At 71.6% G+C, this 19,667-nt stretch carries 16 protein-coding genes; 9 read left to right on the forward strand and 7 right to left on the reverse strand.

Features of this window, described 5'->3' with window-relative positions; translation table 11 throughout:
• The first annotated feature begins 102 nt into the window (after nt 1–102).
• Complete coding sequence (locus tag AB0C27_RS16420; RefSeq protein ID WP_357844120.1) at nt 103–2,148, forward strand: APC family permease; 2,046 nt, start codon at nt 103–105, stop codon at nt 2,146–2,148.
• Here AB0C27_RS16420 and AB0C27_RS16425 read toward each other — a convergent pair.
• Nucleotides 2,135–3,772 (reverse strand): alpha/beta-hydrolase family protein, encoded by a 1,638-nt coding sequence (locus AB0C27_RS16425; protein WP_357844123.1) that lies wholly within the window; start codon nt 3,770–3,772, stop codon nt 2,135–2,137. The genes AB0C27_RS16420 and AB0C27_RS16425 overlap by 14 nt on opposite strands.
• 66 nt (nt 3,773–3,838) lie before the next feature.
• On the opposite strand from AB0C27_RS16425, the gene AB0C27_RS16430 reads away from it, so the two are divergent.
• Nucleotides 3,839–5,089, forward strand: a complete 1,251-nt coding sequence (locus AB0C27_RS16430) for a class I SAM-dependent RNA methyltransferase (RefSeq protein WP_357844126.1) — start codon at nt 3,839–3,841, stop codon at nt 5,087–5,089.
• A gap of 234 nt (nt 5,090–5,323) precedes the next feature.
• Nucleotides 5,324–6,214, forward strand: a complete 891-nt coding sequence (locus tag AB0C27_RS16435; protein WP_357844129.1) for a CAP domain-containing protein — start codon at nt 5,324–5,326, stop codon at nt 6,212–6,214.
• A gap of 249 nt (nt 6,215–6,463) precedes the next feature.
• Here the strand turns inward: AB0C27_RS16435 and mug are convergent, their stop codons facing one another.
• The 5 genes from mug to AB0C27_RS16460 are packed head-to-tail and all read right to left on the reverse strand — an operon-like array spanning nt 6,464 to nt 13,410.
• Nucleotides 6,464–6,958, reverse strand: a complete 495-nt coding sequence (mug, locus tag AB0C27_RS16440) for a G/U mismatch-specific DNA glycosylase (protein WP_357844132.1) — start codon at nt 6,956–6,958, stop codon at nt 6,464–6,466.
• Between the two features lie 10 nt (nt 6,959–6,968).
• On the reverse strand, nt 6,969–8,369 hold the full coding sequence (locus AB0C27_RS16445) for a sugar porter family MFS transporter (RefSeq protein ID WP_357844134.1): 1,401 nt from the start codon (nt 8,367–8,369) through the stop codon (nt 6,969–6,971).
• A gap of 57 nt (nt 8,370–8,426) precedes the next feature.
• On the reverse strand, nt 8,427–10,898 hold the full coding sequence (locus AB0C27_RS16450) for a polynucleotide kinase-phosphatase (RefSeq protein ID WP_357844137.1): 2,472 nt from the start codon (nt 10,896–10,898) through the stop codon (nt 8,427–8,429).
• Entirely contained in the window at nt 10,882–12,453 is a 1,572-nt protein-coding gene (locus tag AB0C27_RS16455) for a 3' terminal RNA ribose 2'-O-methyltransferase Hen1 (protein ID WP_357844140.1), read from the reverse strand. The genes AB0C27_RS16450 and AB0C27_RS16455 overlap by 17 nt, the downstream gene beginning before the upstream one ends.
• A 39-nt stretch (nt 12,454–12,492) precedes the next feature.
• A complete protein-coding gene (locus AB0C27_RS16460) occupies nt 12,493–13,410 on the reverse strand; it encodes an LLM class F420-dependent oxidoreductase (protein ID WP_357844143.1) in 918 nt (305 codons plus the stop codon).
• 122 nt (nt 13,411–13,532) lie between these two features.
• Here AB0C27_RS16460 and AB0C27_RS16465 point away from each other — a divergent pair, with 122 nt between their 5' ends.
• The 6 genes from AB0C27_RS16465 to AB0C27_RS16490 all read left to right on the forward strand — a co-directional run bounded on the left by AB0C27_RS16465 (nt 13,533) and on the right by AB0C27_RS16490 (nt 18,915).
• On the forward strand, nt 13,533–14,549 hold the full coding sequence (locus tag AB0C27_RS16465) for a hypothetical protein (protein WP_357844146.1): 1,017 nt from the start codon (nt 13,533–13,535) through the stop codon (nt 14,547–14,549).
• A gap of 44 nt (nt 14,550–14,593) precedes the next feature.
• Nucleotides 14,594–15,727: a histidine kinase gene (locus tag AB0C27_RS16470; RefSeq protein WP_357844149.1), complete on the forward strand. Its 1,134-nt coding sequence runs from the start codon at nt 14,594–14,596 to the stop codon at nt 15,725–15,727.
• Nucleotides 15,724–16,836, forward strand: a complete 1,113-nt coding sequence (locus tag AB0C27_RS16475; RefSeq protein ID WP_357844152.1) for a histidine kinase — start codon at nt 15,724–15,726, stop codon at nt 16,834–16,836. The genes AB0C27_RS16470 and AB0C27_RS16475 overlap by 4 nt, the downstream gene beginning before the upstream one ends.
• Nucleotides 16,833–17,432, forward strand: coding sequence for a response regulator transcription factor (locus tag AB0C27_RS16480; RefSeq protein ID WP_357844155.1), 600 nt, complete (start codon nt 16,833–16,835; stop codon nt 17,430–17,432). The genes AB0C27_RS16475 and AB0C27_RS16480 overlap by 4 nt, the downstream gene beginning before the upstream one ends.
• A 129-nt stretch (nt 17,433–17,561) precedes the next feature.
• Complete coding sequence (locus AB0C27_RS16485; protein WP_357844158.1) at nt 17,562–18,137, forward strand: hypothetical protein; 576 nt, start codon at nt 17,562–17,564, stop codon at nt 18,135–18,137.
• 85 nt (nt 18,138–18,222) lie between these two features.
• The gene (locus AB0C27_RS16490; RefSeq protein ID WP_357844161.1) at nt 18,223–18,915 is read left to right on the forward strand and encodes a carbonic anhydrase; all 693 of its coding nucleotides are present in this window, start codon (nt 18,223–18,225) and stop codon (nt 18,913–18,915) included.
• A gap of 94 nt (nt 18,916–19,009) precedes the next feature.
• Here AB0C27_RS16490 and AB0C27_RS16495 read toward each other — a convergent pair whose 3' ends face one another.
• Nucleotides 19,010–19,474, reverse strand: coding sequence for a lamin tail domain-containing protein (locus AB0C27_RS16495; RefSeq protein WP_357844165.1), 465 nt, complete (start codon nt 19,472–19,474; stop codon nt 19,010–19,012).
• Nucleotides 19,475–19,667: the final 193 nt, after the last annotated feature.

Raw genomic sequence — 19,667 nt, forward strand, 5'->3', positions numbered from 1 at the left:
TTCCCCCCGCACTTCCGCGGTCGGCCGGTTGCTCGACACCAGTATGGACCGATGGGGGAGCGCCTCGTTTAGGTCGTCGGCGTGGGGCTAGCATCTGGTTACGTGGCGAAGGTAACAGATCTTGTCAAACGCTTGCTCGTGGGGCGCGCCCTGCGCAGCGGGCAGCTCCACGAGCAACTCCTCCCCAAACGGATCGCCCTGCCGGTCTTCGCCAGTGACGCGCTCTCCTCCGTGGCCTACGCGCCGCAGGAGATTCTCGTCATCCTGTCGCTCGCCGGCGTCTCCTTCTACGCCTTCAGCACCTGGGTCGCGGTCGCCGTCGTGGTCGTGATGCTCACCGTGGTGGCGTCGTACCGGCAGAACGTGCACGCCTACCCCAGCGGCGGCGGCGACTACGAGGTCGCCACCACCAACCTCGGCAAGAACGCCGGGCTCACCGTCGCCAGCGCCCTGATGGTCGACTACGTGCTGACCGTCGCGGTGTCGGTGGCCAACGGCGTCGACTACGTGGGCGCCACGATCCCGTTCGTGGGCCAGCACAAGCCGGCCGTCGCCATCGCCATCGTCGTCCTGCTCACCGTGGTGAACCTGCGCGGCATCCGCGAGTCCGGCGCCGCCTTCGCCATCCCCACATACGCGTTCATGTTCTCCGTGCTGTTCCTCATCGCCTGGGGCGGCTTCCGGCTACTGGTGCTGGGGGAGGAGATCCGGGCGCCGAGCGCCCACTTCAGCATCGCGCCCGAGCAGACCAACCTGACCGCCTTCGCCGCGGCCTTCCTGGTGCTGCGGGCGTTCTCCTCCGGCTGCGCCGCGCTGACCGGGGTCGAGGCCATCAGCAACGGCGTGCCCGCGTTCAGGAAGCCCAAGAGCAAGAACGCCGCCACCACGCTGCTCATGATGGGCCTGGTCGCGATCACCATGTTCGGCGGCATCATCGCGCTCGGCCTGGCCTCGGGGGTGAAGGTGGCCGAGCCGTCCGTGGTCGCCGAGGACCTGCTGCGGCCGGACGGCACGCCCGTCGGGCCCGGCTACTACCAGCAGCCGATCATCTCCCAGGTGGCCGACGCGGTGTTCGGGGGCGGCTCGCTGCCGTTCGTGTTCATCTCGGCGGTGACGGCGCTGATCCTCTTCCTGGCCGCCAACACCGCCTTCAACGGCTTCCCCGTGCTCGGCTCGATCCTGGCCCAGGACCGCTACCTGCCACGCCAGCTGCACACGCGCGGCGACCGGCTGGCCTTCTCCAACGGCATCATCATCCTGGCCGCGGCGGCCTGCCTGCTGCTGTGGGGGTTCGACGCCGACGTCAGCCGCCTGCTGAACCTCTACATCGTCGGCGTCTTCGTCTCCTTCACACTCAGTCAGACCGGCATGGTCATCCACTGGACCCGCCACCTGAAGACCGAGACCGATCCCAAGGCGCGGCACCAGATGCACCGCTCGCGCGTGATCAACTTCTTCGGCGGCGTGATGACGGGGCTGGTGCTGATCGTCGTGCTGCTGACGAAGTTCCTGGTCGGCGCGTGGATCGTGGTGATCGCCATGCCGATCCTGTTCCTCATGATGAAGGGCATCAGGCGTCACTACGACAACGTGGCGGCCGAGCTGGAGCTCACCGAGGACTACGAGCCGGCCATGCTGCCCGCGCGCAACCACGCGATCGTGCTGGTCTCGAAGATCCACAAGCCGACCATGCGCGCGATCGCGTACGCCCGAGCCACCCGGCCCTCCACGCTGGAGGCGATCACCGTCGGCGTCGAGGGCGAGGAGGCCCGCAAGCTGCAGGAGGAGTGGGAGCGGCGCGGCATCCCGGTGCCGCTCAAGATGCTCGACTCCCCCTACCGCGAGATCACGCAGCCGATCATCGACTACGTCAAGACCCTGCGCAGGCGCTCGCCGCGCGACGTGGTGACCGTCTTCATCCCCGAGTACGTGGTCGGCCACTGGTGGGAGCACCTGCTGCACAACCAGAGCGCGCTGCGCCTGAAGGCGCGGCTGCTGTTCAAACCGGGGGTCATGGTGACCAGCGTGCCGTGGCAGCTGCACTCCTCCGACCGGCTGCTCGGCCGGCCCGAGCCGTTCGCGCCCGGGGCCGTGCGCCGTCCGTGGCACCGGACTGTCAAGGACGACGGTCAGATCACCTCGCGCTGATCAACGCGCGCAGGCGCCGCGTGTCGCCGGCGTTCCAGTCCGGCGGCGCGGCGACGGCGGCCCAGCCGTCCACGATGTTGGCGCCGTAGCGGTGGCCGTGCCCTGGCGGCACGTCGAGCGCCACCGCCATGTCCACCAGCACCTGCCAGAACGTGACCAGCGGGAACCAGTTCATCTGCGGGTTCACGCCCGGCCCCCGCGGGCCCTCCAGCCAGGCCGGCCTGCGGTAGATGAGCCGCGGCGACCACCACACCACGGGGTCGGAGGCGTTCTGCAGATAGACCACGCGCGGCGGTGGCCAGGGTGTGCCCGGCCTGGACAGATCCACCGGATACTGGGCGAACCTGGCTGTCCTGCCGCGCTGGTAGACGGGCCGCCAGACGGGGCTGCCGGGGTCGCGGGCGGCGGTGAGGTGGCTCCAGATGGGGTTGGCGTTCGGCGGGCCCACGAACACCGCGCCGTCCGCTCTGGCCACGAGGTCGCGCAGGTCGCGGAAGGACTTCTCCATCTGGTACGACCCCAGGCTCTCGCCCGACAGCACCAGCTTCGGCCGCGACCCGGCGGGCAGCCGGGCCCACCGCTCGCGTACGGCCTCGAACAGCGCCCGCCCTGAAGCCGCCGCCTTGTCCCGGTCGACCAGGAACGACACCCAGCTCGGCAGGTAGGAGTACTGCAGCGCGACCATGGCCGAGCGCCCGTCGTACAGGTACTCCAGGGTGTCGGCGATGCGCGGGTCCACCCAGCCGGTCCCGGTGGTACCCAGCACGGCCAGCACCGGTCGGTCGAAGGCTCCTGTGCGTTCCAGTTCGCGTACCGCGAGCGCCGCCTGGGACCGCGGCGACGTGGTGCTGTCAAGTCCGATGTAAACCCTGATGGGCTCGGTGGCCGGCCGTCCCGAGAAGGCGGTGAGCCGGGCCGGGGTCGCGGCGGTGCCGGTGAAGCGGCGGCCCTCCCTGCCGAGCGACTCCCAGGTGACGAGCGAGCCAGGCCCGCCCGACACGTACGCCGACACGGGCCTGCGCACGCCGGGATGGGTGCCCTCGTTGGCCACGGACGAGATGTCGCTCATCCTGGCCACGAACCCGTTGAACAGCACGTCGTTGGCCACGACCGCCACCAGCAGGCCGATGACGAGCACGCCGATGGCGTGGCCGACGTAGACGGGGACGTACCGGTCGAGCCAGGCGTTCAGCCGCCGCCCGCCCAGCCGGACCAGGCGGGCGGTCAGCAGGGCCGCCGCGAACAGCGCCAGCGTCACGCCCAGGATCAGCGGCGGGAACCAGGCGATCTCCGTGTCCATGCCCATGAGCGCCCGCAGGTCGCGCTGCCAGTCCAGGCTGTACGACAGCGACACCACGATCAGCCCCGCGCACACGCCGAGCAGGACCTGCCAGGCGATCCGCCGCCACCGCTCCGGCGGCCGGTACGGGATCACGGCCCGCCCGAGGGCCCCCAGCCCGGCGCCGGCCGCGTAACCGAGGATGCCGGTCACCGCCCCCATCACGCCCTGGTAGAGCCAGGTGCGCGGCAGCAGCGACGGCGTCAGCGAGGCGCAGGCGAACAGCGTGGCCAGCAGCGTGCCGCCGAAGCCGAGCCGCCGTCGCACCACCCTCGACCTGTCCACGGTCACCTAGAGTAGTGGACCAAGTCGGATAAGTGGTCATAGCGGGTGGACGCTAGGGTGTCGGGTGTGGAACAGGCATCTCTCGAGCTGACGGTAGGTCCGGTCGCCCACGGCGGCTGGTGTGTGGCGCGCCACGAAGGGCGGGTGGTGTTCGTCCGGCATGCCCTGCCGGGCGAGCGGGTGATCGCCGAGGTGACCGAGGAGACCACCCGCTTCCTGCGGGCCGACGCCGTGGAGATCCTGGAGGCATCGCCCGACCGGGTGGTGCCGCCGTGCCCGTACGCGGGGCCGGGGCGCTGCGGCGGCTGCGACTGGCAGCACGCCACGCCCGAGGCACAGCGGCGGCTGAAGGCGCAGGTCGTGGCCGAGCAGTTGCATCGGCTGGCGGGCATCGAGCGCGAGGTCGTGGTCGAGGAGGTGCCGGGCGCGAAGGACGGGCTCGGCTGGCGCACGCGGGTACAGTTCGCCGCCACGCCGGGGGGTGAGCTGGGCTTCCGCCGGCACCGTTCGCACGATATCGAGGTCGTCGACGCCTGCCTGATCGCCCACCCCGAGGTGGAGGCGGTCGGCGTGGAGGAGCACCTGTGGCCGGGGGCCGCCGGGGTCGAGGTCATCGCCTCCTCGGGCGGCGACCGGGCCGTGGTGGTCGCGCCCAGGCCCCGGCGCAGCGTGACCGTGCCCGACCTGGAGGCGCCCGCCTCGATCCTGCTCGACCAGGGCAAGGGCCGCACGGTGCCCCGGCGCGGCTCGGGGGTGCTGCACGAGCAGGTGGGCGACCGGGAGTTCCGGGTCGCGGGCAGCGGCTTCTGGCAGGTGCATCCAGGGGCCGCGGAGACGCTGCTGGACGCGGTGCTGGCGTACGCGGCGCCGGAGCCGGGGGAGTGGGCGCTCGACCTCTACTGCGGGGTCGGGCTGTTCGCGGCCGGGCTGGCCGAGGCCGTGGGGCCCGAGGGGGCGGTGTTCGGGCTGGAGTCGGAGGCCGCGGCCGTCCGCGACGCCCGCGCCAACCTGCGCGACCTGCCGCAGGCCAAGATCGAGCGAGGGCGCGTGGAGGAGGCGCTCGACCGCTTCCAGATCGAACGGGCCGACCTCGTCGTGGTCGACCCGCCCAGGGCCGGGCTGGGCCGCGACGTGGTCGACCGGATCGCCTCGCTGGAGGCCCTGCGCATCGTGTACGTCTCCTGCGACCCGGCCACGCTGGCCCGCGACCTGGCCTGGCTGGGCGAGCGCGGGTACGCGCTGTCCGATCTGCGGGCCTTCGACGCCTTCCCGATGACCCATCACGTGGAGTGCGTGGCGCTGCTCGACCGCGAGTGATTCGGCTCACGTGATCGCGCCGTGACCCCGGCCCCCGCACCTGTGGTGCGGGGGCCGTTTCACGCGTGCCCGCCGGGGTTCCGGTCCACACCCTGTGGACTGCGCAGACGCCTCAGTCGTCACTCGGGTTTACTTCCGCTTTAGGAAAATGTCCCAGTTTTGATGACAAATCAGTATCGGTCCCGACAGAATGCGGTGCCATCCAGCGTCTACCGCAACTGGAGGAAGACCCCTATGCGTAGACCCCTTGGGGTACTCGCCGCAGCCGTCAGCCTGGCCGCGATCGCCGCACCCGTGAGCGCGGCCGAGGCCGCCGCGACGACGGAGGCGGCGCGGTGTCGCGTCAGCGTGCTCAAGCCGAGCGTCAGCGACACCTTGAAGATCCAGACGTCGGCCGCCCGCCGTGGCTGTTTCACCCCGGCGCTGCTGCGCATTCGCATCCAGCGGGCCGTCCCCGGTCCCGACCGGGTCGTCAAGAGCGGCGCCACCAGGAAGGGCCGGCTCACGCTGGCGCTGCCCTGCGTCCCCGGCACCTACTACGCGACCGCGACCGACTACCGCGGGCGCACCGTCAAGTCGCGGGCCGTCAGGCTGGCCTGCACCCCGGGCAGCGGCGTTCCGACGCCCTCCCCGAGCGCGACGTCGCCCGGGACACCGGTCCCCACGCCGACCCGCACGGTCACCCCCACGCCCACCCGCACCCCCACCACCCCGCCTCCGGCGTCCGGCGGCGTGGGTTCGGCCGAGGAGAACGAGGTCGTCAGGCTGACCAACGCCGAGCGCGCCAAGGGCGGCTGCTCGGCTCTCAAGCACGACCCGCAGCTGCGCGAGGCGGCTCACGGGCACTCCGCCGACATGGCGGCCAAGAACTACTTCAGCCACACCTCGCAGGACGGGCGCAGCTTCCTCGACCGCATCAAGGGCGCCGGCTTCACCGGCGGCTCCGGCTGGGCCGAGAACATCGCCGCAGGACAGACGAGCCCCGCCTTGGTCGTCCAGGCCTGGATGAACAGCTCCGGCCACAAGGCGAACATCATGAACTGCAAGTACAACCTCATCGGCGTCGGCGCGGTGAAGGACTCCAAGGGCAAGATCTACTGGACCCAGGACTTCGCCGCACGCTGACGCACAGGGGACGCACGCCGCGCCCGTCCTCGATGTGGACGCGCGCGGACGGCCGGGCTCACCGGCGAGCGCGGACAGGGCCCGGCGGGCGCACAACCCGCCGGAACCAAGCAGCACCCTCACCCTGACCCTCGCCGGCGAGCCCGCGCCGTCACGAAAGGCGCTGCCACACGCAGCGCCGCCGTCACCTGAGCGCCGTCACCTGAGCGCCGTCACTTAAGCGCCGTCACGTGGCAGGCGGAACCATGGTCACAGAGATGCGCGCAGGCGGGCCATCTCCCCGGCGATCGTGGCGACCGTCCAGTGGGCGTTGAGGCCGCTCGGGTTCGGCAGCACCCACACCCGGACCCCGCCGACCAGCTCGTCCTGCGGCCCGATGACCGACTTGGGGCGGGCGAAGGCCGTACGGTAGGCCGAGATGCCGAGCACGGCCAGCACCTTGGGGCCCACCTGGGCCACCTTCACGGCCAGCTCGGCCCCGCCCCGCGCCAGCTCATCCCTGGTCAGCTCCGACGCCTTGGCGCTGGCCCGGGGCACGATGTTGGTGATGCCCAGCCCGTACGAGGGCAGCAGGTGCTGCTCCGACGGAGCCAGCAGGCGCGGCGTGAAACCGGACAGGTGCAGCGCCGGCCAGAAGCGGTTGCCCGGCCGCGCGAAGTGGCGGCCGGTGGCCTCGGACATCAGGCCGGGGTTGATGCCGCAGAACAGCACGTCGAGCGAGGGGCCGAGAACGTCGTCGAGCACGTGCCGGAGACTAGCCCATGTCTTCGAGTTTGCGGCCCTTGGTCTCCCTGACCCACTTGGTCACGAAGAGGAACGACAGCAGGGCGAACAGGGCGTAGATGGCGTACGTCAGCGGCAGATTCCACTCCGACATGGCCGGGAACGACACGGTGATCAGCCAGTTGGCGATCCACTGGGCCGCCGCCGCGACGCCCAGGGCGGCGGCGCGGATGCGGTTGGGGAACATCTCGCCGAGCAGCACCCAGACCACCACGCCCCACGACAGCGCGAAGAACAGCACGAACAGGTTCGCGGCGATGAGGGCGACGGCGCCCTGCACGGCGGGAAGGGTGACCGGTTCGCCCGCGCCCCCGGCGAAGCTGAACGCCCACGCCGCAGTGGCCAGCGAGATCGCCATGCCGGCCGAGCCGATCATGAGCAGCGGCTTGCGTCCGATCCGGTCGACCAGCGAGATCGCGATGAACGTGCCGATGATGTTGATGATCGAGCTGGAGAAGCTGATCAGCAGCGAGTCGCTCTGGTTGATGCCGACCGACTGCCACAGCACGGACGAGTAGTAGAAGATCACGTTGATGCCGACGAACTGCTGGAAGGCCGAGAGCACGATGCCGATCCACACGATCGGCAGCAGCCCCAGCGCGCTGCCGCGCAGGTCCTTCAGCCCGGGGACCCGTTCGGTGCGCAGCACGTTCTGGATCTCCGAGATGCGGGAGTCGAGGTCCACGTCGTCGCCCTCGACCTCGGCCAGCACCTGGCGCGCCTGCTGGGTGCGGCCCGCCATGATCAGGTAGCGCGGCGACTCGGGGATGTTCAGGGCGAACAGCAGATACAGCAGGGCCGGTACGACGCAGGCGCCCAGCATCCACTGCCAGGCCTCAAGACCGAGCAGCACGTTGTTGACCTTGCCCCCGGCCAGCTGCGCGATCACGTAGTTGACCAGCTGCGACACCGCGATCCCGAGCACGATGGCGAGCTGCTGGAACGATCCCAGCCGCCCCCGGTAGGCGGGCGGGGCCACCTCGGCGATGTACGCGGGCCCGAGCACCGACGCCATACCGATCGCGAAGCCCGCGACCACCCGCCAGAACGCCAGGTCCCAGACCGCGAACGGCAACATCTGGCCGATCGAGCTGATCGCGAACAGGATCGCCGCCATCTGCATCGAGCGCGTACGCCCCCACCGGTCGGCCAGCCCGCCGCCGGCCCAGGCGCCCAGGGCCGAGCCCAGCAGCGCGATGGCCACCACGAACCCGATCTCGACCGCGCCCACCCGGAAGTGCTGCTGGATCCCGACCACCGCACCGTTGATGACGGAGCTGTCGTAGCCGAACAGGAACCCGCCGATCGCGGCCGCCGCCGTGATGAACACGACATGACCGAGATGCTCGTTATGGGTGTACTGAGTAGCCATGCCGGTCCTTCCCCTGAATGGTCGGGGAACTACCCTGCGATCACCCTCGTATTCGCATCACAGGCGCGGGTCGACCGGCTCCGATTCCAGCGCCAGCACGGCGAAGACCGGCTCGTGCACCCGCCAGCCCGCCTCGCCGTCGGCCAGCCGCGACAGCGCCTCCAGGCCGAGCGCGTACTCGCGCAGCGCCAGGGAGCGCTTCTTGCCGAGGAAACGCCGGCGCAGCACGTCGAGCGACTCGGTGTAGTCGGGGCCGTAGATGATGCGCAGGTATTCGCGCCCGCGCACCTTCACCCCCGGCTGCACCCGGCCGGGCGTGGGCACGGCGGGTTTGACCACCATGCCCTCCCCGCCGGCCGCCGTCAGCTCCTCCCACCAGGCGGTCGCCTCGGCCCGCGACTCGGGGGAGCCGAGGGTGACGAAGACGTGCCGGGTCGTGGTGATCAGCGGCGAGTCGAGCAGCGCCAGCGTGGACAGGTGCCAGGCGTGCGGCTCCAGCGCCGTGGCCCGCCCCTCGCAGGCCAGGATCTGGAACGGCGCCACCTTGATCCCCTCCAGGCCGTCGACCGGCCAGCAGTAACGCGCGTAGGCGTCGCGGAACAGGGCAGCGTTGCCGGTACGGCGCCGGGTGCGGTCGAGCAGCTCGCTCACACCCAGGCCGCGCCCGGCCGCCGCCTCCAGCGCCGCGACCGCCTCGGGCAGCGCGGCGCGGGCCGCCGCCCCGACGGAGGCGTACTGTGACCTGATCAGCTCGCCCGCCTTCGCCGACCAGGGCAGCAGTTCGCAGTCGAGCACCACCCAGTCGGAGCCCAGCTCAGCCCAGAGCGGCTCGCACGCCTCACGCAGCCGGTCGATCAGCGGTCCGGTGTCGGCGAAGAACGGCCGCCCGGTACGGGTGTAGAGGGCGCCCGCGCTCCCGTCGCCCACCCCGAACCTGGCCTGGGCCACCTCGGGAGTGCGGCACAGCACGGCCACGGCCCGCGAGCCCATGTGCTTCTCCTCGCACACGACCTCGCCCACCCCGGCGCCGGCGAACTCCTCGAACGCCTCGTGCGGGTGCTCCAGGTAGCCGTCGAGCCGGGAGGTCTCCGGCGGGGCCATGGTCGGCGGCAGGTAGACCAGCCAGCGCGGGTCGACCGCGAAGCGGCTCATGACTTCCAGCGCGGCGGCGGAGTTCTCCTCCCTGACCTTGACCGTGGTGGCGAAGCGCGTCTCCACGTGCCGGGTGCCGATCACGTCGTCGATGTCGAGCATGCCGGGGTCGCGGGCCGCGTCGCCGAGCGGCTTGGCCGGCGCGTACCACACCTTCTCCGCCGGAACCTGGACGATCTCGCGCTCCGGGTAGCGCAGCGCGGTCAGATGGCCGCCGAACACGGCGCCGGTGTCGAGGCAGATCGTGTTGTTGACCCACTCCGGCCTGGTCGTGGGCGTGTGGCCGTAGACGACCATGGCCCGGCCCCGGTATTCGTCGGCCCACGGGTAGCGCACCGGCAGGCCGTACTCGTCGGTCTCGCCGGTCGTGTCGCCGTACAGGGCGAACGAGCGCACCCGGCCGGAGGCGCGGCCGTGGTAGGCCTCCTTCAGGCCGGCGTGCGCGACCACCAGCCGGCCGCCGTCGAGCCGGTAGTGGCTGAGCAGGCCGTCCATGAACGTCCTGGCCCGCTCCACGAACTCGGGCGGCTGCGCGGCGAGCTGGTCGAGCGACTCCTGCAAGCCGTGCGCGACGGTGACCTTGCGGCCGTTGAGTGCGCGCACCAGCTTCTGCTCGTGGTTGCCCGACACGCAGATCGCGGTGCCGGCCTCGACCAGGTCCATGACCAGGCGCAGCACGCCCGGCGTGTCGGGGCCCCGGTCCACCAGGTCGCCGACGAACACGGCCGTGCGGCCCTCGGGATGGCGCGGCAGCGGCCCGTCGAAGCGCCAGCCCAGCTCGCGCAGCAGCGTCTCCAGCTCCGAGCGGCAGCCGTGCACGTCGCCGATGATGTCGAACGGGCCGGTCAGCTCCGTCCGGTCGGACCACGCCTTCTCGTACGTGATCACGGCCTGGTCGATCTCCTCGGTGCCCCGCAGCATGTGCACCCGGCGGAACCCGTCCCGCTGGATCTTGCCGAGCGAGCGGCGCAGGTCCTTGCGCTGCCGGATCACCACGCCGGCGCCGAAGTCGCGCTCCGGCCGGCCGGCGTTGCGCTCGATCGCCAGCTCCTCGGGCACGTCGAGGACGATCGCGTCGGCCAGCACGTCGTGGCGCTTGGCCAGGTCGATCAGGCTCCTGCGGGCCTGGTATTGGACGTTGGTCGCGTCGACCACCGTGAACAGGCCCCTGGCCAGGCGCACGCCGACGATGTGGTGCAGCAGGTCGAAGGCCGCCGGGGTGGCCGACTGGTCGTTGACGTCGTCGGAGACCAGGCCGCGGCAGTAGTCGGAGGAGATGACCTGGGTGGGCTTGAAGTGCTTGCTCGCGAACGTGGACTTGCCGCTGCCGGAGACACCGACGAGCACCACGAGGGAGAGCTCAGGAACGCTGATCACGGGTGAACACTCCCATCTGGGTGGGCGGGCCGACTTCGGGGTCGTCGTCGCCGACCGGTTCGAAGGCGACCTGGTAGCCGTAGCGGTCCGCGACCCGGGCGGCCCAGGCGGCGAACTCGGCCCTGGTCCACTCGAAGCGGTGGTCGGGGTGACGCAGGCCGGTCAGGAACTCGTAGCGGACGTTGTGCTCGATGTTGGGGGTGGTGACGAGCACGTGGAGGGGCTTGGCGTGGCCGAACACGACTCGTTCGAGCGCGGGCAGGCGCGGCGGGTCGACGTGCTCGATCACCTCCATCAGGACGGCGGCGTCGTAGCCGGTCATCCGCTTGTCGGTGTAGGTGAGCGCGCCCTGGAACAGGGTGAGCCGGGCGCGCTTGGCGTCGGGCATGCGTTCCAGGCGCAGCTTGCGGGCGGCGATGGTGAGCGCCATCGGCGAGACGTCCATGCCGCCGACCTTCGTGAACCTGGGCCGGGACAGCAGCGCGCCGACCAGCTCGCCCTGGCCGCAGCCGAGGTCGATCACGCTGGACGCGCCGAGCTCCTCCAGCTTGGCCAGCACGGCCTCGCGCCGCTTGAGGTTGAGCGGCTTCGGTTTGGCCCCCGGGCCCGCTGCGGCCTCACCTTCCGGTACGGAGGCGGTCTCGGCTTCCGATACGGCGGCCCCGGCTTCCCTGGAGGCGGCTTCGCCGGAGGTGGCTGCTTCGGAGGCGGCGGCCTCGGCTTCGGCGGCGGCCGCCTCGTCGGAGGCGGTGGTCTCGGCCGGGGCGTCCTCCTCGACCGCGGGCTCCAGTTCCTCCTCCACCTCGTCGCCCAGCTCCGCCAGCCGCGACAGCGCCGTACGCGCCAGGGCCCAGCGCCGGCCGAGGTAGCGCCGGGAGATCAGGCCGCGCTCCGGATGGCCGTGCAGCCAGCCCTCGCCCGCCCTGATGAGCTTGTCGACCTCGTCCTGCGCGATCCAGTAGTGCTTGGCGTCGTCGAGGACCGGCAGCAGCACGTACAGGTGGTTGAGCGCGTCGGACAGGAGTGCGGTGCCGCGCAGGGTCAGCCCGACATAGCGGGAGTCGCCCCATTCGGGGAAGCCCTCGTCCAGCGGCGCCGGCCGGGCGTCCACCTCCCAGCCGAGCGGCTCGAACAGCCGCCGCGCCAGCTCGGGGCCGCCCCGGCAGGGCAGCGCGGGCAGGCGCAGCTCCAGCGGCAGCGGCCGGCCGGGCAGCTCGGGCCGGGCCTTGCAGCGGCCCGCCCGAGCCGTCCTGAAGACGTCGGCCAGCGCCACGGACAGCAGCGAGGAGGCCGCGTAGGGCCGGTCGTTGACGTACTGCGACAGGGTGAAGTCGGGCGAGTTCTTGCCGCGTGACCTGACCAGCGCGATCGGGTCGACCTCCAGCAGGAGCGCGGCCGTGCAGCGCTCGTCGCCCGCCTCGGGATAGAACACCGTGGCCGTGCCGAATGAGTGCCCGAACTCCTGCACGCGCTCAGGATGCTTGTGCAGGAGGAAACCAAGATCGGTCGCGGGCCTGCCAGGGGTCGAGCCAGTGGTCGATATCGTCAGCAGCACGGGCCAAGTCTGCCGTAACGCCGCGAAGTGTCCAATCGATTACTCCACGTGCGGCAGCACCTCGGCGGCGATCAGCTCCAGGTGCTCCAGGTCCTGCAGATCGAGGATCTGCAGGTAGAACCGGTCCGCCCCCAGCTCGGCGAACTTCCCGATCTTCTCCACGACCTCGGCTGGGGTGCCCGCCAGGCCGTTCTCGCGCAGCCGTCCCGCGTCCTCGCCGATGGCGGCGGCGCGCCGCTCGATCTCGGCCTCGTCGGCCCCGACCACGGTGGTCTGCGCCACCGACAGTGTCAGCGTGCGCCCGGTCTGCTCGCACGCCGCGCGCACCCGGTCGAAGGCCGCGCCGGTGTCGGCCAGGGTGTGGAACGGCAGGTTGTACTCGTCCGCGTACGTGGCCGCCAGCCGGGGCGTGCGCTTGGTCCCGAAGCCCCCGATGATGATCGGCGGGCGCGGCGACTGCACCGGCTTGGGCAGCGCGGGCGAGTCGGCCAGCCGGTAGTAGCTGCCCTCGAAGGAGTAGTCCTTCTCCGCCGTCCACAGGCCGGTGATGATCTCCAGCTGCTCCTCGAACCGGGCGAACCGCTCGCCCACCGGCGGGAACGGGATGCCGTACGCCGCGTGCTCGGCGTCGAACCAGCCGGTGCCGAGACCCAGCTCCACCCGGCCACCGCTCATCTGGTCCACCCCGGCCACGCTGATCGCCAGCGGCCCCGGCAGCCGGAACGTGGCCGGTGTCACCAGCGTGCCCAGGCGGATCCTGGACGTCTCGCGGGCCAGGCCGGCCAGGGTGATCCAGGCGTCGGACGAGCCGGCGCCCGGGTCGCCGGGGTTGATGCGCGAATAGTGGTCAGAACGGAAGAAAGCGTCGAAACCCAGCCGTTCGGTGGCCTGGGCGACGGACAGCAGGTCGTCGTACGTGGAGCCCTGCTGAGGTTCGGTGAAGATCCGCAACTTCATGTGCACATTATCCGCACACAACGGACGCGTACCGGAAAAGGCCCGCGCGCCGCCGCGCGGGGTTGCTAGCGTTCCACCCGCCAGCGCCGTTCCGTAGCCGATCGACCACCTGGGGTGGCCACATGTCTCGGCACAAGAGGGAGCCGGGCACGCTCCCGCGCCCGCTCGCCCTGCTCGGAGCCCTTCTGCTCGCCACCGCCACCGCCGTGGCGATCAGGATGCTCCCGGCGGGCGCCGTCTCCCCGTCACGCCCGCCCGCCGCGCGCCCGCCCGCCACGCCCGCGCCCTTACCGGACCAGGCCGGCGAGCCGCCCGCAGGGTTTGTCGGGTTCGTCGGCTTTGTGGACCTGGCCAGGCAGCCGGGCATCGACCTGCCCGCCGAGTCCCGCCGCACCGGGGTCCGCCGGTACGCGCTCGGCCACCTCGTCGCCGGCGGCGACGGCTGCTCGCCCAGGTGGAGCGGCCAGGCCGGCCCCCGCAGGAGCCCGATGGCGGGCCGGCTCGCCAGGCTCAGAGCCATGGGCGGCGACGCGGCCCCCGTGCTCGGCGGCCCGGCAGGCCGCGAACTGGCCGCCACCTGCACCAGGCCTGGTGGCCTGAGCGCCGCCTACCGCCGGGTGGTCGGGGCCTTCGACGCCGCCGAGCTCGCCTTCGAGGTCCGCGACAGCGCCGACAGGGCCGCCGTGCTGCGCCGGGCCCGCGCCATCCAGGCCGTGCAGCGCGAACGGCGGCTCCGGGTCAGCTTCACGCTGCCGCTGCGGCACGACGGGCTCACCCCCGGCGACGTGGCCATGTTGCGCGCCACCCGCCAGGCAGGCGCGGAGGTCGCCACCGTCAACCTGCTGGCCCCCATCGAGCCGCGCACCACACGGGGCGCCCGCCTGGGCCGGGTGGCCACCGCCGTTCGGGCGGCCGAAGAGCAGATCGCGCGGGCCCAGGGCCTGGCGGAGCCCGGCGAGGCATGGCGGCGCATCGCGCTGACGCCGGTGCTGGCGGGCCGGGACGACCTGAGCGAACTCGACGCCCGCAAGCTGGCCGCCTACGCCGCCCACCACGGGCTGGCCTGGCTGTCGTTGCGCGGGGTCACCCCTGAGCCGGACGTTTCCCGCATTCTTTGGCGTACCTCGTCCTATAGGTAGGATTCCGCTGACCGGGAAGGATTCAGGCGGCGGGGGAGGGCGTGATGGCGACACGTCCTGAGACCGCGAAGAAGCTCCTGCTGTACTGGATGGACGCCTCGATGGCGTTGGTCTTCCTCATGTACACGTCCTGGAGCGTCGTGATGACGGTCCAGGGACGGCTGGCGCCGCTCAGGGCGGTGTTCGCCGTCCTCCTGCTGATGGGCGCCTTCGGCATCTTCCCCGTGCTGATGCGGCGGGCCTTCGAACACCGGCCGAGGCCGTCGGCGCTGCTGCTGGTCAGCGGGGCCTGCGCGGCCGCCCTGGTGCCGGTGCTGCCGCACACGAGCGACATGACGACGACGTGGGTGGACGCGGCCCTGCTGTGGGTGGCGCTGGCCTCGCTCTATCTGCGGCCGTGGCCGACGGTGCTGCTCGCGGTGACCGTGGTCCTGCTCCTGTCCTCCTACGTCGCGCAGGACTGGCAGACGTGGCCGGGCCTGCTGGCCGTCGCGGCCTTCAACTGCACGATCATGGTCCTGGGCATGCTGGTGTGGCGCTGGCTCTGGTGGGTGATCAGGGACGCGCACAAGAGCAGGGAGGCCAGGGCCCGGCTGGCCGTAGCGGAAGAGCGGCTGCGCTTCGCCCGCGACCTGCACGACCTGCTCGGCCGCAGCCTGTCGGTCATCACGCTGAAGAGCGAACTGGCCGCCAAGCTCGCCACCAAGGACGCCGCCGAGGATGTCGACCGTGCCGCGGCTGAAATGGCCATGGTGCGCCGGCTGGCAGGCAAGTCGCTGTTCGAGGTGCAGCAGGCGGTGCACGACTACCGGGCGCTCGACCTGGAGGAGGAGCTCGCGGGCGTACGCACCGCGCTGGAGGCTGCGGGCGCGAGCTGCGTGATCGAGACCCGGCTCGACGACCTGTCGCCGGACGCCAGGACGCTGCTGGCCTGGGCGGTGCGTGAGGGCGGCACGAACGTCCTCAAGCACAGCGCGGCCACCCGGTGCGCGATCAGGATCGACGGGGGCGTGCTCGAAATGGTCAACGACGGGGTGGGGGAGCGGCCCGCCGCACCCGCCACGCCCGGCAACGGCCTGCGCGGCCTGTCCGAGCGGCTGGTCACGGCCGGCGGCTCGTTCTCCGCCGAGCCGACCAAGGACGGGGAGTTCCTGCTGCGCGCGGCGGTGCCGGCGTGAAGGCGTGGGACCGGATCAGGAACTCCTCCAAGCTGACCAGGGTCCGCTGGCTGATCGTCTACTGCACGGACATCATCCTGTTCTTCCCCCTGTTCGGCTACTACGCCTTCTACCTCAACTGGCAGCAGGGCATGCCGCCGCTCGCGGTGCTGGGCGGCGTCGTCGTGCTGCTCGCCTTCAACGTGCTCAGCACCCGTCCGTTCCGGATCGCGGTGCAGGGCGGCAGGCGGCCCACCGTCGTGCTGGCGGTCACCGGCGTGCTCGCCGTGGCGCTGCTGGTCATCTTCGCGCAGATCTGGGCGATCCCCACCTGGCTGGGGCTGCTCGCGCCCTTCGTCCGCAAGCGCGTGGCCATCGTGGTGGCCTTCGCCTCGATCGTGCTGGCCAACCTGTTCGTGTGGTGGATCGGCGGGTGGATCATCTCCCTGCTGATACTGGTCCAGACCGTGTTCACGGTGATCTGCCTGGCCGTGGTGTGGGCCAACCTGGCGCTCTGGCGCCTGACCACGGAGGCGCACGAGGGTGAGGAGGCGCTGGCCAGACTGGCGGTCTCGGAGGAGCGGCTGCGCTTCGCCCGCGACCTGAACGACCTGCTCGGCCAGAGCCTCGCCGACGTCGCGCGGCGGACCGAGCGGGCCGAAGGGGCGCTCGCCTCCGACCGGGATGCGGCCGCGGCCGAGATGTTCGAGGTGCGCGACCTGGCCAGGCGGTCGCTGCGCGAGGTGCGCGCCGCCGTGCAGAACTACCGGGCCATCGACCTGGACGAGGTCCTGGCCAGCGTACGGGCGGTGCTGGAGGCGGCCGGCGTGCGCTGCACCGTGCGCGCCGACACCGGCGCGCTGCCACCGGAGACGCGGACGCTGCTGGCCACCGTCGTCCGCGAGGGCGTGACCAACGTCCTCAAGCACAGCAGGGCCGAACGCTGCACGATCACGATCGAGGATGGGGTGCTGGAGATGTCGAACGACGGCGTGAGCGGGCCCGCGGGCGAACACGCGCCCAACGGCCTGGCGGGGCTGGCCCAGCGGGTACGCGCGGCGGGCGGCACCCTGGAGGCCGAGCCCACCGCGGACGGCCGCTACCGGCTCAGGGCGGCGGTGCCGGCATGACCACACGCGTGCTGCTGGCCGACGACGAGCACCTGATCCGCGGGGCCATCGCGGCCCTGCTCGACCTGGAGGACGGCATCGAGGTCGTCGCCCAGGTGGGCAGGGGTGACGAGGTCGTGGCCGCCGTCGCCGAACACCGGCCCGACGTGGCCGTGCTCGACATCGAGATGCCCGGCATGGACGGGCTGAGCGCGGCCGAGCGGATCAGCTCCCAGTGCAAGATCGTCATCCTGACGAGCCTGGGCCGCCCCGGTTACCTGCGCCGGGCCATGGCGGCGGGCGTCAGCGGCTTCCTCGGCAAGGACGCCTCGGCCGAGGAGCTGGCCATGGCCATCCGCAAGGTCCAGTCGGGCGGCCGCTACCTGGACGCGGAGCTGGCCGCCGCCGCGATGGCCGCCGGCGACAGCCCGCTGACCGAACGCGAGCGCGACGCGCTGCGCCTGGCCGGCGACGGGGCCACGATCTCCAGGATCGCGGCCGAGCTGCACCTGACCGAGGGCACCGTGCGCAACTACCTGTCCAGCGCCATGACCAAGCTCAACGCCCAGAACCGGCTGGAGGCCATCCGCACGGCCCAGCGCATGGGCTGGCTCTGATCACCCCGCGGACAGGTAAAACGCCACAGACGGCCTGTCCGGTCCGGCACTGAGGGCAGGTCCCGTTCCGCGTTGTACTCGTCTCCGGTCGCCGATCGCGGCGGCCTGTCATCCGACAGAGGGGGATACATGAGTACGACACGGGGGACAGAGCGCCGCTCCAGAGCCACCGTCCTGCGACGGCACGGGGTGCGCGCGCTCACCGCGGGGGCGGCGCTGGCCGCCGCGCTGATGGCGGTGGCCGGGCCGGCCCACGCCACCACCAACGTGAGCGTGTCGGGCGGGGTGCTGCAGATCGTCTCGGGCGCCGCGTCCGACGGCATCTCGGTCGCGCAGGCAGGGAACCGGCTGATCGTCCAGAACGACGGCGACGTGGTGATCCCGGCCGCTCCGTGCGTGGCGGTCAGCAAGAACCAGTCGGCCTGCCCGGCCACCGGCGTCACCCTCATCGCGGTGAGCACCGGGGACGGCGACGACGACGTCAGGAACCGGACCACGCTGCGCTCGCGGGTGGCGCTCGGGGCGGGTTCCGACACCTTCGTCGGCGGCACGGCCGTGGACCTGGCAGCCGGTCAGGACGGCGACGACCGCCTGGCGGGGCTCGCGGGCGACGACGTCCTGATCGGGGCCGCCGGGCTGGACAGCGCCAACGGCGGCGACGGCACCGACAAGTGCGACGCCGAGACCGTCACGCTGTGCGAGTAGCAGGTACGAGGCAGGCCCCTGCCGTGCCTGAGAAGGACGGCCCCCGGCAGTCAAGGCACATACGGTGTACTGCATACTGGATCCCATGTCTAAGAAGATCATGGGCCGTCGTGCGGTACTACTCGCCACCGGACTGGCCGCCGGAGGGGTCCTGTTAGACGGCGGGCCGGCGCGCGGCCTCGCACAACCCTCCGCGCGCCGGCCCGCCACCCCGGACGAGGCGTGGGCGAAGCTGCGCGAGGGCAACCGGCGCTGGGCCGCCGACGCCTCCACCCGTCCCCACCAGGACCTCGGCCGCCGCGCGGAGGTCGCCAGGAAGCAGGAACCGTACGCGGTGGTCGTCACCTGCATCGACTCCCGCGTCCCCCCGGAGATCGTCTTCGACGTGGGGATCGGCGACATCCTCACCGTACGCAGCGCCGCCCAGACCGTCGACCCCCTCGTCGCCGGCGCCATCGAGTACGGCCCCGCCGAACTGGACACACCTGCGATCGTGGTGCTCGGCCACCAGCGCTGCGGCGCGGTCACCGCCGCCGCCCACGCCCTCAAGGAGGGCGAGAAGCTTCCCGGCCACCTGCAACGCATCGTCACCGACCTGCGACCGGCCTATGAGCTGGCCCGCGGGGACGTGGACCGGATGATCCGGATCAACACCACCAAGGTCGTGGCCGACCTCAAGGCCGACAAACTGCTCGCCTCGCGCATCGCCGACCGGAAGCTCAAGATCGTGGGCGGGTATTACTCGCTCGACACCGGCAAGGTCACCCGGCTGGTGTGACCGCTTTTGCGAAAGTGCCCGGAGGACGTCTGCCAGGGTCGTCCAGCCCGGCACGGCCCGCCGCCCGCAGGGAGCCCCTGCGGGCGGCGAGCGGTCAGCAGCCGACGGAGGCGGACCCGGTGCTGGCCTTGTAGGAGCACGAGTCGACGAGCCTGCCCTTGGGATCGCGGACGTAGGCGGTGTCCTGGTCGTTGTTCCAGACGTACCGGTCGCGGTTCCAGTGCACGATGCGGCCGCCCGGGCCGTTCGCGTCCGTGCCCCGGCCGGAGCGGAGGGTGATCCGCTTCCTGGCCTTCAGGACGACGCTGGCCATGAACGTGTAGGTGTAACCCGTCTTGTCCCGTACGCTCCACCCCTTGAGCTTGAGAGCCCGCTTGGTGGTGTTGAGCAGGGTGACGTACTCGGCGTTCAGCGAGCTGTTGGAGCGGCTGTCGGCCCCCGGGGAGTCGTAGAAGATCTTCGCGATCTTCAGCCGGGGAGCCGCGGCCTGGGCCGGCGCCGTGCCGAGCGTCGCCATCGCCACGATCGTGGCGACGGCTGTGGGGACAAGTCTCACCATTGAGTCCTTTCTGGCATATGTGACAGAAGTAGGACGGCGGACTACCTCGCGTGGTTGGCAAGATCGCCAAGGGTTGAACCGGTCAATCGGGCCGTTCCGCATCGTGCCTGCACAGAGGGGATCCCGGCCGTTGAGAGCGTTTGCCGGAGCACGTCTCGAAAACGTCACGGCTCTTGACGGCGCGGTCACGTGG

The organism is Nonomuraea sp. NPDC048882 (assembly GCF_040649755.1).
Lineage (GTDB): Bacteria > Actinomycetota > Actinomycetes > Streptosporangiales > Streptosporangiaceae > Nonomuraea > Nonomuraea maheshkhaliensis.

Bases quoted from the DNA above. Each gene is read 5' to 3' on its own strand.
- AB0C27_RS16435 (WP_357844129.1), top strand. From the start codon at position 5,324: ATGCGTAGACCCCTTGGGGTACTCGCCGCAGCCGTCAGCCTGGCCGCG.
- AB0C27_RS16445 (WP_357844134.1), bottom strand. From the start codon at position 8,369: ATGGCTACTCAGTACACCCATAACGAGCATCTCGGTCATGTCGTGTTC.
- AB0C27_RS16460 (WP_357844143.1), bottom strand. From the start codon at position 13,410: ATGAAGTTGCGGATCTTCACCGAACCTCAGCAGGGCTCCACGTACGAC.
- AB0C27_RS16465 (WP_357844146.1), top strand. From the start codon at position 13,533: ATGTCTCGGCACAAGAGGGAGCCGGGCACGCTCCCGCGCCCGCTCGCC.
- AB0C27_RS16470 (WP_357844149.1), top strand. From the start codon at position 14,594: ATGGCGACACGTCCTGAGACCGCGAAGAAGCTCCTGCTGTACTGGATG.
- AB0C27_RS16480 (WP_357844155.1), top strand. From the start codon at position 16,833: ATGACCACACGCGTGCTGCTGGCCGACGACGAGCACCTGATCCGCGGG.
- AB0C27_RS16485 (WP_357844158.1), top strand. From the start codon at position 17,562: ATGAGTACGACACGGGGGACAGAGCGCCGCTCCAGAGCCACCGTCCTG.
- AB0C27_RS16490 (WP_357844161.1), top strand. From the start codon at position 18,223: ATGTCTAAGAAGATCATGGGCCGTCGTGCGGTACTACTCGCCACCGGA.
- AB0C27_RS16495 (WP_357844165.1), bottom strand. From the start codon at position 19,474: ATGGTGAGACTTGTCCCCACAGCCGTCGCCACGATCGTGGCGATGGCG.